This window comes from Rhizobium sp. AG855, assembly GCF_003610655.1.
GTDB classification, from domain to species: Bacteria; Pseudomonadota; Alphaproteobacteria; order Rhizobiales; family Rhizobiaceae; genus Allorhizobium; species Allorhizobium wuzhouense.
The window spans coordinates 1,282,602-1,298,198 of sequence record NZ_RAQG01000003.1 but is presented as its reverse complement, the minus strand read 5'-3'; the positions used below and the strand labels follow the sequence as shown (position 1 = coordinate 1,298,198).

Genomic DNA, 15,597 nt, shown 5'->3' with positions numbered 1-15,597 from the left:
AAGAAAGCCCAAAACCCTTTGGTAAATTCAAGCATGAATCCCCGAATTTCTAGGGGCAAGGCAATCACGCGCCAGGATTTTGCCACCAGGGAAATGCAAACATGCAAACGGGCCGGCATTCCCTGCCGGCCCGTCGAAATCAGTCAGATCTCGTGTCAGGCGAGTGCGGCTTCGACCGCTTGAATGGCAGCATCGGCTTGGGCACCATCCGGGCCGCCCGCCTGCGCCATGTCGGGCCGTCCGCCGCCGCCCTTGCCACCAAGCGCCGCAGAGGCGACACGCACGAGATCGACGGCGCTCAGGCGATCCGTGAGGTCAGGCGACACCGACACGACCGCGCTCGCCTTGCCGTCTTCGGAGACCGCGATCAAAAGCACGACCACCGATTCCAGCCCGGCCTTGGCCTCATCGGCCATGCCCTTCAGATCCTTGGCCTCGACCCCGGCCAGGACACGACCAATGAAATTGATCCCGTTGACGACCTTTGGCGCTTCGGCATTGCCTGCGGCCCCGCCGCCCATAGCCAGCTTGCGCTTTGCATCCGCCAGTTCCTTCTCAAGCTTGCGGCGCTCATCGATGAGAGCCTCGACACGGCCAATGACGTCGGCCGGCTGAACCTTGAGGGACGCGGCAAGCGTCTTCACCCGCTCGTCCTGCTCGGCGAGATAGGTCCGTGCAGCATCACCGGTCAGCGCCTCGATACGCCGCACGCCGGCACCGACAGCACTTTCGCCGATCAGGCGCACAAGACCGATATCGCCGGTCGCCGACACATGGGTGCCGCCGCAGAGTTCAGTCGAATAAGACTTCCCAGCCTTTTCGCCACGGAGCGCAGTGCCCATTGAAACAACGCGCACTTCGTCACCGTATTTTTCGCCGAACAGCGCCATCGCACCTTCGGCAATGGCGTCGTCGACGGCCATCAGCCGTGTCGTGACCGGCGCATTCTGCAGGATGATTTCATTGGCCATCTCCTCGACGACCTTCAGCTCCTCGGCCGAGATCGGCTTCGGATGCGAGATATCGAAGCGCAGACGCTCGGGCGCAACCAGCGACCCCTTCTGGGCGACATGGGTTCCGAGGATTTCACGCAAGGCCTCATGCAGGAGATGCGTCGCAGAATGGTTCGAGCGCAGGCGCTGACGGCGCGCATGGTCGACATTCAGCACGACGGCCTCGCCCGCGCGCACCACACCGTTTCGAACGGTCGCGACATGTACGAAGATGCCCTCGCCCTTCTTCAGCGTGTCGGTGACCTCAAGCGAGAAACCTTCGCCGACGATCTCGCCGGTATCGCCCATCTGGCCGCCCGATTCACCGTAGAACGGCGTCTGATTGACGACGATCTGGACCTCGGAGCCGGCGCCGGCCTGCTCGACGACCTTACCTTCGGCGACGACGGCCAGGATCTGCGCTTCGGCGGTTTCCGCAGAATAGCCGAGGAATTCGGTGGCGCCGAACTTTTCCTTGAGCTCGAACCAGACCGTCTCGGTCGCCTTGTCGCCAGAACCGGCCCAATGCGACCGCGCCTCGGCCTTCTGCCGCTGCATGGCATCGTTGAAGCCTGTGAGATCGACGCCGATACCCCGGTTGCGCAATGCATCCTGCGTGAGATCGAGCGGGAAGCCATAGGTGTCGTAAAGCTTGAAGGCGGTTTCGCCATCAAGGCTGTCACCCTTGTCGAGATCGGAGGTCGCCTCGGACAGAAGCGACAGACCACGTTCCAGCGTCTTGCGGAAGCGGCTTTCCTCAAGCTTCAGCGTCTCGGAGATCATCGGTTCGGCCCGCACCAGTTCCGGATAGGCGCGTCCCATCTGCTGAACGAGGACAGGCAACAGCTTGTAGATGATCGGATCCTTGGCGCCGAGCAGCTGTGCATGACGCATGGCGCGGCGCATGATGCGACGGAGCACATAGCCTCGACCTTCATTCGACGGCAAAACGCCATCGGCAATGAGGAAGGCGGACGAACGCAGATGATCGGCGATGACCCGGTGGCTGGCGCGGCGCTCGCCTTCGGCTTTCACGCCGGTGAGTTCAACGGAAGCCTCGATCAGCGCGCGGAACAGGTCGATATCATAGTTGTCGTGGCGGCCCTGCAGGACGGCTGCGACACGTTCGAGACCCATGCCGGTATCGATCGACGGACGCGGCAGGTCGACGCGCTCCTCCTTGGTGATCTGCTCGTATTGCATGAAGACGAGGTTCCAGATCTCGATGAACCGGTCGCCGTCTTCCTCGGGCGAACCCGGAGGACCGCCCCAGATGTGATCGCCATGGTCATAGAAGATTTCCGAGCACGGCCCGCAGGGGCCGGTATCGCCCATCGCCCAGAAATTGTCGCTTGTAGGAATGCGGATGATCTTGTCGTCCGAGAGACCGGCGATCTTCTTCCACAGGCCATGCGCTTCGTCATCGGTGTGATAGACGGTAACCAGCAGGCGGTTGCGGTCGAGGCCGAATTCCTTGGTGATCAGGTTCCAGGCAAGCTCGATCGCACGCTCCTTGAAATAGTCGCCGAAGGAGAAATTCCCCAGCATTTCAAAGAAGGTATGGTGGCGGGCCGTATAGCCGACATTGTCGAGGTCGTTATGTTTGCCACCGGCGCGCACACATTTCTGCGCGGTCGCGGCCGTCGAATAGGGACGCTGTTCAAGACCGGTGAAGACATTCTTGAACTGCACCATGCCGGCATTCGTGAACATCAGCGTCGGATCGTTGCGCGGCACCAGCGGGCTGGAGGAAACGACCTCGTGACCGTTCGTCTTGAAGTAGTCGAGGAAAGTCGACCGGATGTCGTTTACACCGCTCATGTCACGCCCTTCATTCGGGCCGGAAGCCCGGCCAATTCGCAAAATCAATGGCTTTTATCGCCCGCCATGGCCCCTGTCCAGCGCCGTGACCGCCAGCACAAATGAAAACCGGCCGCGCTTCGGGTGAAACGCGGCCGGCAAAATTTCGGCAGACAGACAGCGACCTTACAAGTCCTCGGCGCCGTCCCCGTCATTGGCGTCCGGACCGCCATTCTGCAGGAACTTCTCGGCGATCAGACCGGCATTCTGCCGCAGCGCCATTTCGATCTCCTGAGCCACAGCGGGATTGTCGCGCAGGAAGAGCTTGGCGTTTTCACGCCCCTGGCCGAGCCGCTGGCTGTTGTAGGAGAACCAGGCGCCCGACTTCTCGACGATCCCGGCCTTGACGCCGAGATCGACCAGTTCGCCGGTCTTCGACACGCCCTCGCCATACATGATGTCGAACTCGACCTGCTTGAACGGAGGCGCCATCTTGTTCTTGACGACCTTCACGCGGGTCTGGTTGCCGACGACCTCTTCGCGATCCTTGACGGCGCCGATACGGCGGATGTCGAGGCGAACGGAGGCGTAGAATTTCAACGCATTGCCACCCGTCGTCGTTTCCGGCGAACCGAACATCACGCCGATCTTCATACGGATCTGGTTGATGAAGATCACCATGGTCTTCGACTTGGAGATCGAGGCGGTCAGCTTGCGCAGCGCCTGGCTCATCAGGCGGGCCTGCATGCCCGGCAGGCTATCGCCCATTTCGCCTTCGATTTCAGCGCGCGGGGTCAGCGCGGCAACCGAGTCGACGACGAGAACGTCGATCGCACCGGAGCGAACCAGCGTGTCGGTGATTTCGAGCGCCTGTTCGCCGGTATCGGGCTGAGAGATCAGGAGGTTCTGCAGATCGACGCCCAGTTTGCGGGCATAGATCGGATCGAGCGCATGTTCGGCGTCAACGAAGGCGCAGATGCCGCCCTTCTTCTGGGCTTCCGCAATCGTCTGCAGCGCCAGCGTCGTCTTACCCGAGCTTTCCGGTCCGTAAATTTCAATGATGCGCCCCTTCGGCAGGCCGCCAATGCCGAGCGCGATGTCGAGGCTGAGCGACCCCGTCGAGACTGTCTCGACTTCGACCACGCTCTCGTTCGCACCGAGCTTCATGATCGAGCCCTTGCCGAACGAGCGTTCGATCTGCGAGAGCGCCGCTTCCAATGCCTTGCTTTTATCCACCGATTTGTCCTCTACAAGCCGCAAAGAATTTTGTGCCATTGGATCCACCTTTAGGTTATTGAGGCCGCATAGGCAATGAAGCCGCCGATGGACATAATGTACCCTATTTGTTCTCATTTTGCAAGTAACAGCGAAGCCTTTCTGAATACTGCGTTTTCGGGCGTGTGTTCGAATAATGTTCTCAGGTGGTTCCATACGAACCCCGTGAAGGCGACACCAGGCCCGTCAGCGTCGGTCGGATGTGCTTCGATTCGCGCAACAGCCCTTGCGAAGGTATGGTCATGACGGTCGAAATTCTTGCCATCGGCGGCGCCCATCTCGATCGCCGCGCCCGCATTTCCGGGGAGACGAAACCAGGTGCCAGCAATCCCGGAACATGGTTCGAGGAACCGGGCGGCGGCGTCTTCAATGCAGCCCGCAACCTTGCCCGTCTCGGACGTTCCGTTCGGCTGATCGCCCCCAGAGGCGGAGACGCCGCCGGCCAGGCGGTCAGCGAGGCCGCAGAGCGGGCCGGCATCGAAGACTGGCCGGTCATGTTTCTCGATCGGGCCACCCCGAGTTATACCGCGATCCTGGAAAACGACGGCAATCTCGTCATCGCGCTCGCCGACATGGCGCTCTATGATGCATTTGTCGCGCGCCGGCTTCGGGCCCGATCGATGCGCGACAGTCTGGCGGAAGCCGGGCATGTGCTCTGCGACGCCAACCTGCCATCCGAAACCCTGGCAAGTCTGACGGCTTCGGCGGCGCGTCGGGGCTGCGGCGTCTCTGCCATTGCCATATCCCCGGCGAAGGTGCTTCGCCTGCGCGGCACCTTCGCCCATCTCGGCCATCTCTTCATGAACGGCGCCGAGGCTGAAGCCATCACCGGGACGAGAGCCGAGCGACCGGAAGACTGGCCCGACCTCTTACGCGCCTGCGGCCTGCGCGGCGGATCGGTCACATCGGGTGGCGGCCGCACCATCTCCTTTGATTCAGAGCGCATCGCCGTCATCGAACCCACTCCGGTCGAGCAAATCGGAGATGTCACGGGTGCCGGCGACGCCTTCGCATCCGGTTTTCTCCATTCAAGGCTCGCTGGCGGCGACCTCTGCGCCGCCCTTCGCCGTGGCACGGCCTGCGCCGCCATCACCCTTGCCTCGCCCCATGCGACGGACGAAAATCTGTCCGCAGCGAAACTCGACACACAGATGTCACTTGTCCCCCCGGCCCGTTTCCTGCCATGACGAGCCGTTCCAGCTTGAAAGATCTCCCATGACCCGTTCCGTCTCCCCCCTCCTGCCGATCGCCTATTCCAGCGAAGTGACCGCCGCCAAGCAGCGCGGTGCCGCAATCGTGGCGCTCGAATCCACCATCATCACCCATGGAATGCCCTATCCCGGCAACATCGAGATGGCCCGCAGCGTGGAAAACATCATCCGCCAGCAGGGCGCCGTGCCCGCCACGATCGCCGTCATCAAGGGCGTGCTGCATATCGGTCTTGAGCCGGCGCAGCTGGATGAACTGGCGCAGATGGAACACGTGATGAAGCTGTCGCGTGCGGATCTCGCCTTTGCCATCGCCGAGCGCCGCAACGGTGCAACAACCGTCGCCGCCACCATGATCGCCGCCCATCGCGCCGGCATTCATGTCTTCGCCACCGGCGGCATCGGCGGCGTGCATCGCGGCGCCGAGGAGACCTTCGACATTTCCGCCGATCTGGAAGAACTGGCCCGCACCGGTGTCATCGTCGTCTCGGCTGGCCCGAAGGCCATCCTCGACATTCCGAAGACGCTGGAAGTGCTGGAAACCCGCGGCGTGCCGGTCGTCACCTATGATAGCGAAGACTTCCCCGCTTTCTGGTCGCGCAGCTCGGGCCTCAAAAGCCCGCTCAGCCTGCCGAGCCCGGCGGCCATCGCCAACTTCCAGAAGATGCGCGAGGAGCTCGGCATTGCCGGGGGCATGCTCATTGCCAATCCGGTCCCGGAAGCCGACGAGATCCCGCGCGAGGAAATGGAAATCTATATCAGCCGCTCGCTCGCCAATGCCGAACGCGACGAGATCTCCGGCAAGGCCGTCACGCCTTACCTGCTCGACAACCTCTTCCATCTGACCGGTGGCCGAAGCCTGAAGACCAATATCGCGCTGGTCGAGAACAATGCCCGCCTGGCAGCCGAGATCGCGGTTGCCCTGAACGGCTGAACCTCTTCGAAACGCTGGAACGCAAGAACCCGCCGGATCGCTCCGGCGGGTTCTTTTGTCTTCGAAACCAGCGTTAGCGGATCAGCCTTCGCCGTCGAGCATTTCGCGCACGGCGACCGCCAGCTGCTTCAGCGAGAACGGCTTCGGCAGGAAGCCGAACTTGGCATCAGCCGGCAGATTGCGGGCAAAGGCATCCTCGGCATAACCCGAGACGAAGATGAACTTCAGATCCGGATATTTCTTCCTGAGTTCGGTGAGCAGCGTCGGCCCGTCCATCTCCGGCATCACGACGTCGGAGACGACAATGTCCACCTCGCCGTTGAGTTCATCCATGATGTCGAGCGCCTCGACGCCGGATCCCGCCTCATGCACCGTGTAGCCACGCGTTTCCAGCATGCGCTTGCCGCCGCGCCGCACCGCCTCTTCATCCTCGACCAGCAGAACCACGGCCGACTTGCCGGTCAGATCCTTGCCATCGGCAGACGGATCGGTGCCGTTTGCCGGCGTCGCCGGCGGCAGACTGCCGGACGTCGCGGAACTCGCAGCTTTCGCATCCTCGGAAACAACAACGACGTCCGGTATGTGTCGCGGCAGGAAGATGCGGAACGCGGTGCCTTTGCCGACTTCCGATTCCGGGTAGATGTAACCGCCGGACTGCTTGACGATGCCATAGACCATGGCAAGCCCAAGGCCGGTCCCTTTGCCCACTTCCTTCGTTGTGAAGAAGGGCTCGAAGATCTTGTCCATGATCTCGGGCGCAATCCCGGTCCCGGTATCGGCCACCTCGACCAGAACCATGTCTTCGGAGGGCAGACCGCGATAGCCGAATTCGGCCGCCTCGTCCCCGCCGACATTGCGTGTCGACACGGTGATCATGCCGCCTTGCGGCATGGCATCCCGGGCGTTGACACAGAGATTGATCAGCACCTGCTCGAATTGCGACAGGTCGGTTTTCACCGGCCAGAGGTCGCGGCCATATTCGACCTTGAGCTTGACGTTCGAGCCGGAGATCAGCCGGTCGACGAGCATGCGCAGATCGCCGATGACGTCGGTGAGGTTCAAGACCGAAGGCCGCATCGTCTGCTTGCGCGAAAAGGCGAGCAACTGCCGCACGAGAACGGCCGCACGATTGGCATTGCGCTTGATCTCCATGAGATCGGCAAAGCTGGCATCCGACGGACGGGCCTGCAGCAGCAGATGGTCGGACGACAACAGGATCGCGGTCAGCACGTTGTTGAAGTCATGCGCGATACCGCCGGCAAGCGTGCCGACTGCATTCATCTTCTGGGTCTGCGCCATCTGCGCCTCAAGCGCCTTCTGATCGGTGACGTCGACCGCATAGACGATCGCCGCCTCTTCCGGCGCCTCGTCGCTCTGGTCGATCACGGCATTCACATAGAAGCGGAAATGCCTGGTGTCATTCGTCGGATGGCGGCTGTCGATCGGCGCAATGTCGACCTGGCGGTCCATGGCGGCTGCGAGCGCCTGGCGAAAGCCTTCACGCTCGCTTTCATGCAGCACCACCTCGATCAACCCGTGACGCTCGATCTCGTCGCGCGAGATGATGTCGGCGAAAAGCTTCATGAAGGGCGCATTGGTGCGTAGAATACGGCCTTCACCATCAACAGAGGCGATTGCCATCGGCGTGTTGTTGAAGAAGCGGGTGAAGCGCATCGAAGCAACCGAATCGGATTGATCCGAACCCTCGCCCTGCTGGCGCGCGAGCACGATCGACCGGCTTTCGCCCGGCGCTCCGTCGCGCGCGGCCTTGACCCGATGGACGAGCCGCACAGGCAGGCTCTGGCCGTTGACACGTCGCAGATCAAGATCAAGCGTTTCCGTCCGCGCCTGGCCCGGCTCCGCCTGAACCGAATCGATCAAGGCCATGCCCTCGCCGGCAACGAGGTCACTGATCGACATGGAGCCGGGACTGAATTGCGTGAGATCGACCCCCAGCCACTCGGCGAGCGTCGCATTGAGATAGTAGATTTCGCCCTTGCGGCCGGCGGAGAAGAAGCCGGCGGGTGCGTGGTCAAGATAGTCGATGGCGTGCTGCAATTCCTTGAAGAAGCGCTCCTGATCGTCCCGCTCCGAGGTGATGTCGGAGATCTGCCAGACGTGAAGACCACGTCCACGGTTTTCGCCCGGCAGCAAGCGCGCCTTGAGCCGGTACCAATGCGCGCCCGAGCCGTTGGCCGTCAGGCTGCCGATCGGCTTCAGCAGCCGGAACTCCTCGTAGCTTTCACGGCCCTCGCGCAGACCATTGGTCAGGCGGTAAAGCGCTTCGCTGGACTCGCGGTAACGCGAGAGCAGAGCCTCGAGGGTCTGCACCTCGGTCGCCTTCTTTGCACCCGTCATAGCGCCATATGCCGCATTGGCGAAGACGATGCGCCCCTCCGCATCGGTGATCAGCGTACCCTCGGGCTGGCTGGCGAGGAAACGACGGGCCAGGCTGTCGCCATGCGGCTGTGGCATGACCTCGACGAAACCGATCACGGCCGCGACGATGAAGAAAATCCCCATCATCGCCAGGATGCCGAGAACGCCGAGCACGATCTGATTGTCGAGCTGGTCGCGGAAGAAGACGAAGGCAGCGGCGGCGGCCAGCAGCACCAGCGCCAGCAAGAGGATGCGCAGCGCGGCACCTATGCCGCCGCGGCGATCAACCAGGGGGCTGTCTCCGTCGCGGTCGTTCAGCTGTCGTGTCATGAATGCCTCTTGCCTGTAAACGCACCGCTGCCCGGTCGATCCGCCAGAATCGGTGCAGCCTTCTGTTTAACAATTTGCCCTGACCGCAAAAAGCGAAGAAAGGCCGGTAACTCGCGCTAAGCCCACTATCCCACAGGATTGCCGCATTCAGGACTGATAGCATGGCGTCGCGGGCGCGTCCTCAACATCAACGGGACAAAAACCTCGCATTGCAGATAGCGACGTCTTCTGCCAAAAAGCCTGCAAAGGGAGCGTTTGAAATGCTGGATGAACTGATTTCCGCCTATGGAAGCCGTTTTCTCGTTGCGGCGCTGGGAGTCAGCCTGGCGCTTCTCTGCCTTTTCATCGTGCTCTGGATCCTGCGCAATCGAGCGCCATCGCCTTTCGTGCGCGGTGGTCGCAACCGTCAGCCCCGTTTGCAGGTGCTTGATGCCGCTGCGATCGACACGCGCCGGCGCATCGTGCTGATCCGCCGCGACAACGTCGAACACCTGGTCATGATCGGCGGCCCAACGGATCTGGTGATTGAGTCCGGGATTGGCGACGAAAGACATTATCTGACGGCCCGCGCGCTGCAGACGGCGGCGGCCGACGAGGAAGCGAGACTTGGCCACCAATCCACCGCCAGCCTGCCGGCCGCTCCACCAATCCAGGCACCTTCTCTTGTTGCCGATCCGATCCAGAGCGAAAGCCTCGTTCCGCAGCCCTCGGCCCGGAAGGATCGCGTACCGCAACGAACGTCCCAGCAGCCCAGGATCGAGCAGCCAGATGCCGCAGCGCCCGCTGTGGCCGCACCCCGTGCGCCTCAATCCATGACGAACGTGCCGCAGCCGCGCCCGATCCCAACGAGCGAGCGCCCTGCGGAAGATCGTCTGAAAGCCGAGCCTGTAGCGGCTGACGCTCCGAAACCGCCGATCTCGGCGGCATCGCCGGCACCGGTGACCTCGGCCCAGCTTGCCGCAGCACCCGTGCCGACACCTGTCTTACCGTCGCAAACGGCAGTTGCCGCAACGGCAGCATCGCTTGCCACCGGATCGACCGTACCGGCCGCAATCGCCACCGGGTCTGCCATCTCAGCCACCTTCTCACCCGAACTGCATGCGGACCGGCCGGTCGGAGCGCCGTCAACCCTGCAGCCCGAGCCCGCCGTAGAACGACCCGCCCCGCGTGGCCGCCTCGTCGAAGAGCCGGCGCCCGTCGTCGAACCTGAGCCAATTGTCGAAGCGGCATCGCGCGAACCAGGCCTCGAAGCGTCCGTCGCGCCAGCTGTCAGCATCGAGCCGCAACCGCAAACGGCTGCTACCGCCGTCGAACGGCCTCCGCAGGCAACGCAAGGCCTGGCGCCTTCGGTCGAAGCGGTGCGCTCGCCTGTGATCGATGCCCCGGTGGACGAGGCGCCGGCACCCACGGCCGACACCGTTCCGACCATTGGTGAAGCAGGCAGCAACGCATCAGCTGAAGATGTACTGGAAGCGGCCCGTGCGCGCGTGCTTTCGACTGCGCCCGCAGATCAATTCTCCGGTCAATTCGACGAAACGCGCTTCACGCCAAAGCAGGACGAGGCCGGCGATGAAAATCCCCAGGCCGAAGGCGCGAAACGGGACCTGAGCGATTTCGAACGGGTGCTGGAAGAGGAGATGGCGCTGCACATCGCAGCCGACCCCGGGCCACCACGGCCGGAGGCATCGCAGACGACCCCGATCCCCGCATTGTTGCCGGAAACGCGCCCGGACCGCCCAAGGCCGCCGATCGGCGCCATGGTCGCCGAACCGCGCCAGGCTGCCGCACCTGCCGGCACCAATCCCGCCCAGCCGGCGGAAGAACCCAACCTACAGAACGAAATCGCCCGGATATTCGGCGAGATGTCGGCGAGCCGCAATCCATGAGGCATCGGCGGGCAACTGCCGACCTCCGCTCTGCCCGCGCCAGACCACCTCGCAAAGATGTTCCGTCGTGATTGCAAGAAAGCGAAAGGCCCGCCAAAAGCGGGCCTTTCGACAAATAGTCGGCAGAATGGGTTCAAAACCCGCCGGGCAAAATGCCGGCTGTCATTCGTCGCGATAGACCTTTTCGCGACGCTCGTGGCGCTCCTGCGCCTCGATCGACAGCGTCGCGATCGGACGCGCATCCAGTCGCTTCAAGCCGATCGGTTCGCCGGTCTCCTCACAATAACCATAGGTGCCGTCTTCGATGCGTCCCAGCGCAGCGTCGATCTTCGAGATCAGCTTGCGCTGACGATCGCGGGCTCTGAGTTCGATGGCACGGTCTGTTTCGGAGGATGCCCGGTCGGCAAGATCGGGATGGTTTGCGCTTTCTTCTGCGAGATGTTCGAGCGTCTCGCGCGCCTCACGGAGAATGTCGTTCTTCCAGGCGATCAGCTTGGCCCTGAAATAGGCCCGCTGGTTCGCGTTCATGAACTCATCGTCTTCCGAGAGTACATAATTGCTAAGATTGATCTTCTCACTCAACGCGATTCTCCTGAAGAACATCTCAATGGGCGGCTGTATATCCTTTCAAGGCAACCGGTTCAAGCCTCCAGAATGTTTCCCGAGCATTTTTAAGTCTGTTATAATTTTGAGCTAAATTTCTATTTTTTAAGCATAAATTGGAACCGGTCGCCCGGTTGCCGCAACAGCCTCCGCAGCGGAAGGCCATGCAACCAGTCTGTTCTGCAGCGGTTGACGCAGACCGCCAAGACCCGCTAGTTCAATAGCCTGGACGATCTCACGCCGAAAGCTCTACAGATGACGCCTTCGAACCTGGTTCCCAAACGCATCTATCTGCTGCGGCATGCAAAATCGGGGTGGGCAGAGCCCGGCGGCCGCGATTTCGACCGCAACCTCTCCGATGCGGGCTTTGCCGAAGCCGAGCTGCTGGCAGAAACCGCGGCGGACCGGAACTACCGTCCCGACCTCGTCATCGCCTCGACCGCAAAGCGCTGCCGACAGACGGCCGAAGCGCTGAACCGGGTCTTTTCCGGCCTCGTCGAATTCCGCTACGTCGACGAACTCTATAACGCGCCGGCCGAAACCTATCTGGAGATTTTAGCCTCGACGCCCGACATCCCGGCGCTGATGCTGGTCGGCCACAACCCGGCGATCGAAGAGGTGTTCGCAAGGCTCTGTGGCAACGAGGTCGTCGCGCGCACCGTGCCGGAAGGCTACCCCACCTCTGGCCTGGCGGTCATCGATGCCGTCGAGCAAAGCTGGCGACTGCACGACTTTATCGTCGGATGAGGCCCGGCATCGCGCGGGTGATCGCAGACGAAGCCATCCGGCCTTTTTTGGCGGCACAACAGAGCCTATATGCAGGCATGTCGCTGACGCTCGTCCCGCCCCAGAACGCGCAAAGCGGTCGTTTTCTTCAGTGCAGGAACCCGAATGCCCCCTTCTCTGACCAGCCTGACCGATGAAGCCGCCATCGCCTTCGACAACATCGCCGACCGGGCAGCCCACCTGATCAATCCAACGATCCGCCTCGGTGTGACAGGCCTGTCTCGCGCCGGCAAGACGGTCTTCATCTCGTCGCTGGTCCACAATCTGCTGCATGGCGGGCGTTTGCCGCTGTTCGAACCCCTGCGATCAGGGCGCATCACGGCAACCGCCCTGCAGGAGCAGCCGGACGACGCGGTGCCGCGCTTCCAGTATGAGGACCATATCCGCGCACTGGTCGAAGACCGGATCTGGCCGGATTCGACGCGCGCCATTTCGGAGCTGCGCCTGACCATTGAGTATCGCAGCGCCAGCGCGTGGAGCCGCATGCTCTCACCTGGCCGCCTGTCGATCGACATCGTCGATTATCCCGGCGAATGGTTGCTCGACCTCCCATTGCTCGGACAGGACTACCGAAGCTTTTCCGAAGCGACCACCGCATTGGCTGGGACGGGCATCCGGGAAGAACTCTCGCGCCCTTGGCTGGAGCTCGCGGCGACCATCGATCCCGATGCACCGGCCGACGAAATGACGGCCCGTCGGCTGGCAGAGGCCTTCACCGACTATCTGCGTCACTGCAAGTCGGATGAGCGCTCGCTCTCGACCCTGCCACCGGGACGCTTTCTGATGCCCGGAGACCTTGAGGGTTCCCCCGCCCTCACCTTCGCCCCTCTTCCCAACCTCCCCGAAGGTCGCGCGCCAAAGGGCTCCCTGCGGGCGATGATGGAGCGCCGCTTCGAGGCCTATAAGTCGGTCGTGGTCAAACCCTTCTTCCGCGAGCATTTCGCAAGGCTCGACCGCCAGATCGTGCTCGTCGATGCGCTCCAGGCGATCAATCGGGGACCTGAAGCCGTTCAGGATCTGGAGCGCGCCTTGGCCGAAGTGCTTGCCTGCTTCCGTGCGGGATCAAACTCCTTTCTCACCTCGCTCGTTCGCCGCCGTATCGACCGCGTTCTGGTGGCGGCCACCAAAGCCGACCACCTGCACCACGAAAGTCACGACAGGCTGGAGACCTTGACGCGTCGCCTGGTCAATCGCGCCATCCGCAGCATCGACATGAACGGCGCGGGCATCGAAGTCATGGCGCTGGCATCGGTGCGCGCCACCCGCGAGGCCAATGTCAAACAGGACGGGCACGACCTGCCCGTCATCGTCGGCACGCCGATGGCCGGCGAACGCATCGGCGCGGAGACTTTTGACGGCAACCGCAAGACGGCCGTCTTCCCAGGCGATTTGCCCGAGGATCCGGAGGCCTATTTCCGCTCGGTCGATCAAGGGGATGCATCCGCTGCGCTCCCTGATCTCAGCATCGTCCGCTTTAGACCTCCCCATCTCGACGAGAAAGGCGGCATCACACTTTCCGTGCCGCATATCCGTCTGGACCGGGCTCTGCAATTCCTGCTGGGGGACCGCCTCACATGACCAAGAAGATCGGACAGGACGAACCGCCGCGCGCACAAAGCTCCGCCCGCAAGCCGACCGCCTTCACCGTGGAACCCGATGCACCGCGCAGTGGAGGACGCCAGGCAATGCCGGCCAGCCGTTCGCCGCGCAGCTTCTCCGGAGAGATCGAGATCGTGCCTGACGAACGCGATCCCTTTGCCGACATGGCAACCGAGGCAGAAGCCCTGCCCGTCGCCACTCCGCGCCGTCGTGGTATTTCCTTCGCCCGCATCGCGATGGGCGCCTTTGGCTTCCTGCTTTCCCTCGCATTCGGGCTTTGGGTCGACGGGCTGATCCGCGACCTGTTCTCTCGTGCAGATTGGCTCGGCTATACCGCGATCGCCGTATTGGTCATCGGACTGCTGGCGCTTCTGATTGCCGTCGGGCGCGAATTGGCCGGACTTTACCGTCTGGACGCGGTGCAGAACCTCAAGCTTGATGCCCAGGCGGCAGCCGCGAGCATGAAACGCGCCAATGCCATCACGATCGTGCGTCGCCTGTCCGGCCTCGTCGCTCACCGCCCGGAAACCGCGCGTGGCCGCAAGACGCTCGAATCCGTCGAGGATGACATTATCGATGCGCCCCAACTCATCGACCTCGCCGAGAGGGAACTTCTTGGTCCCCTCGACATCAAGGCACGCGCGCTCATCCTCGGATCGTCAAAACGTGTCTCGGTCGTAACCGCCGTCAGTCCTCGTGCGGTGGTCGACCTCGCTTATGTCCTCTTCGAAGTGGTGCGGCTCGTTCGCGCCATGGCCGAACTTTATGGCGGTCGTCCGGGATCCTTCGGCATGCTGCGGCTCTTGAAAGACGTCTTTGCCCATCTTGCCGTCACAGGCTCGATTGCGATTGGCGACGGCCTCGCCCAGCAGGTCCTCGGGCATGGGCTGGCAGCGCGCCTGTCCAGCAGGCTCGGCGAAGGCGTGATCAACGGGCTGATGACGGCCCGAATCGGGATCGCTGCCATGGATCTCTGCCGGCCGCTGCCGTTCCACGCCACGAAACGACCAGGCATTGGTGACTTCATCGGCGACCTGACGCCGAGCATGACCGGAAAAGGCGACAACCGGACCGCCTGAGTCTTTTCCGCCACACCGCACGGCCGAGTGCGGTTTGCCAATTGTCGGGAGCCTGAAATGAGGCTATGGCAATGATGCATTAACCATTATTCCGCTAGGGTTCTCGCGGGGTTTCTGGTTTCTCGTACCAAGGTAAATCGATGTCTGCTCGCTTTTCGACAGTCGGCCGCTGCGCCGCCATTCTCGCTGCCGCAACGCTGCTGCCCGTCGCAGTCGCCGATGCCGCGTCGCGTGACAAGCGCTTCTTCGAATCGGTCGCCGGTGTCTGGAAAGGCCCGGGCGAGATCGTTGCCGGCAAGTACAAGGGCACCAAGTTCACCTGCAACCTGACCGGCCTTCCGGCGGAAGGCAAGGAAACCGGCCTGAAGCTCGACGGCACATGCCGCGTCGGCGTCTTCAGCCAGCCGATGTCGGCCGTCATCTCGCAGGCCGGCGGCTCCTACAAGGGCCAGTTCCTCGACGGCGCCGACGGCAAGGGTCTCGACATCGTCTCCGGCACGGTCAACGGCAACCGCGCCGTCATGGGCATCAACCGCGCCAAACTGAATGGCGCCATGGTCGCCCGCCTCGAGCAGGACGACGCCATGAACATCACCATTTCGGTCAAGGTCGAAGACCGAATGATCCCTGTGATCGGCCTGAAGCTCAACCGCCAGGCAACAGCTATGGCAGAGACCGCCGACAACGAGTAATCCGACGCTCACCCCTCAGGCCAGCGTCACAAGC

Annotated in this window: 11 protein-coding genes; 7 read left to right on the top strand and 4 right to left on the bottom strand. The window is 62.6% G+C overall.

The genetic code is table 11. The features are described 5' to 3' along the window. Positions 1–155: 155 nt before the first annotated feature. The gene (gene alaS, locus DFO46_RS06270; protein ID WP_120276715.1) at positions 156–2,813 is read right to left on the bottom strand and encodes an alanine--tRNA ligase; all 2,658 of its coding nucleotides are present in this window, start codon (positions 2,811–2,813) and stop codon (positions 156–158) included. Positions 2,814–2,978: 165 nt separating this feature from the next. Beyond that, a complete protein-coding gene (recA, locus tag DFO46_RS06265; RefSeq protein ID WP_120276714.1) occupies positions 2,979–4,067 on the bottom strand; it encodes a recombinase RecA in 1,089 nt (362 codons plus the stop codon). Between the two features lie 242 nt (positions 4,068–4,309). Between recA and DFO46_RS06260 the strand changes: the two genes are divergently transcribed. Both DFO46_RS06260 and DFO46_RS06255 read left to right on the top strand, forming a co-directional pair. Beyond that, entirely contained in the window at positions 4,310–5,254 is a 945-nt protein-coding gene (locus DFO46_RS06260) for a carbohydrate kinase family protein (RefSeq protein WP_120278160.1), read from the top strand. Positions 5,255–5,282: 28 nt separating this feature from the next. Continuing rightward, complete coding sequence (locus tag DFO46_RS06255; RefSeq protein ID WP_120276713.1) at positions 5,283–6,209, top strand: pseudouridine-5'-phosphate glycosidase; 927 nt, start codon at positions 5,283–5,285, stop codon at positions 6,207–6,209. An 81-nt stretch (positions 6,210–6,290) separates the two neighbouring features. Here DFO46_RS06255 and DFO46_RS06250 read toward each other — a convergent pair whose 3' ends face one another. Beyond that, on the bottom strand, positions 6,291–8,918 hold the full coding sequence (locus tag DFO46_RS06250; RefSeq protein ID WP_120276712.1) for a PAS domain-containing sensor histidine kinase: 2,628 nt from the start codon (positions 8,916–8,918) through the stop codon (positions 6,291–6,293). Positions 8,919–9,178: 260 nt separating this feature from the next. Between DFO46_RS06250 and DFO46_RS06245 the strand changes: the two genes are divergently transcribed. Then, complete coding sequence (locus DFO46_RS06245) at positions 9,179–10,804, top strand: flagellar biosynthetic protein FliO (RefSeq protein ID WP_120276711.1); 1,626 nt, start codon at positions 9,179–9,181, stop codon at positions 10,802–10,804. Positions 10,805–10,966: 162 nt separating this feature from the next. Here DFO46_RS06245 and dksA read toward each other — a convergent pair whose 3' ends face one another. Further along, a complete protein-coding gene (gene dksA, locus DFO46_RS06240) occupies positions 10,967–11,386 on the bottom strand; it encodes an RNA polymerase-binding protein DksA (RefSeq protein WP_110790630.1) in 420 nt (139 codons plus the stop codon). A 276-nt stretch (positions 11,387–11,662) separates the two neighbouring features. Here dksA and DFO46_RS06235 point away from each other — a divergent pair, with 276 nt between their 5' ends. From DFO46_RS06235 to DFO46_RS06220, 4 genes are all read left to right on the top strand, one after another. Then, the gene (locus DFO46_RS06235; protein WP_120276710.1) at positions 11,663–12,154 is read left to right on the top strand and encodes a histidine phosphatase family protein; all 492 of its coding nucleotides are present in this window, start codon (positions 11,663–11,665) and stop codon (positions 12,152–12,154) included. A 144-nt stretch (positions 12,155–12,298) separates the two neighbouring features. Then, complete coding sequence (locus DFO46_RS06230) at positions 12,299–13,771, top strand: YcjX family protein (RefSeq protein ID WP_120276709.1); 1,473 nt, start codon at positions 12,299–12,301, stop codon at positions 13,769–13,771. Then, positions 13,768–14,871, top strand: a complete 1,104-nt coding sequence (locus tag DFO46_RS06225) for a TIGR01620 family protein (RefSeq protein ID WP_120276708.1) — start codon at positions 13,768–13,770, stop codon at positions 14,869–14,871. The genes DFO46_RS06230 and DFO46_RS06225 overlap by 4 nt, the downstream gene beginning before the upstream one ends. Positions 14,872–15,011: 140 nt before the next feature. Next, the gene (locus DFO46_RS06220; RefSeq protein WP_110790634.1) at positions 15,012–15,563 is read left to right on the top strand and encodes a hypothetical protein; all 552 of its coding nucleotides are present in this window, start codon (positions 15,012–15,014) and stop codon (positions 15,561–15,563) included. Positions 15,564–15,597: the final 34 nt, after the last annotated feature.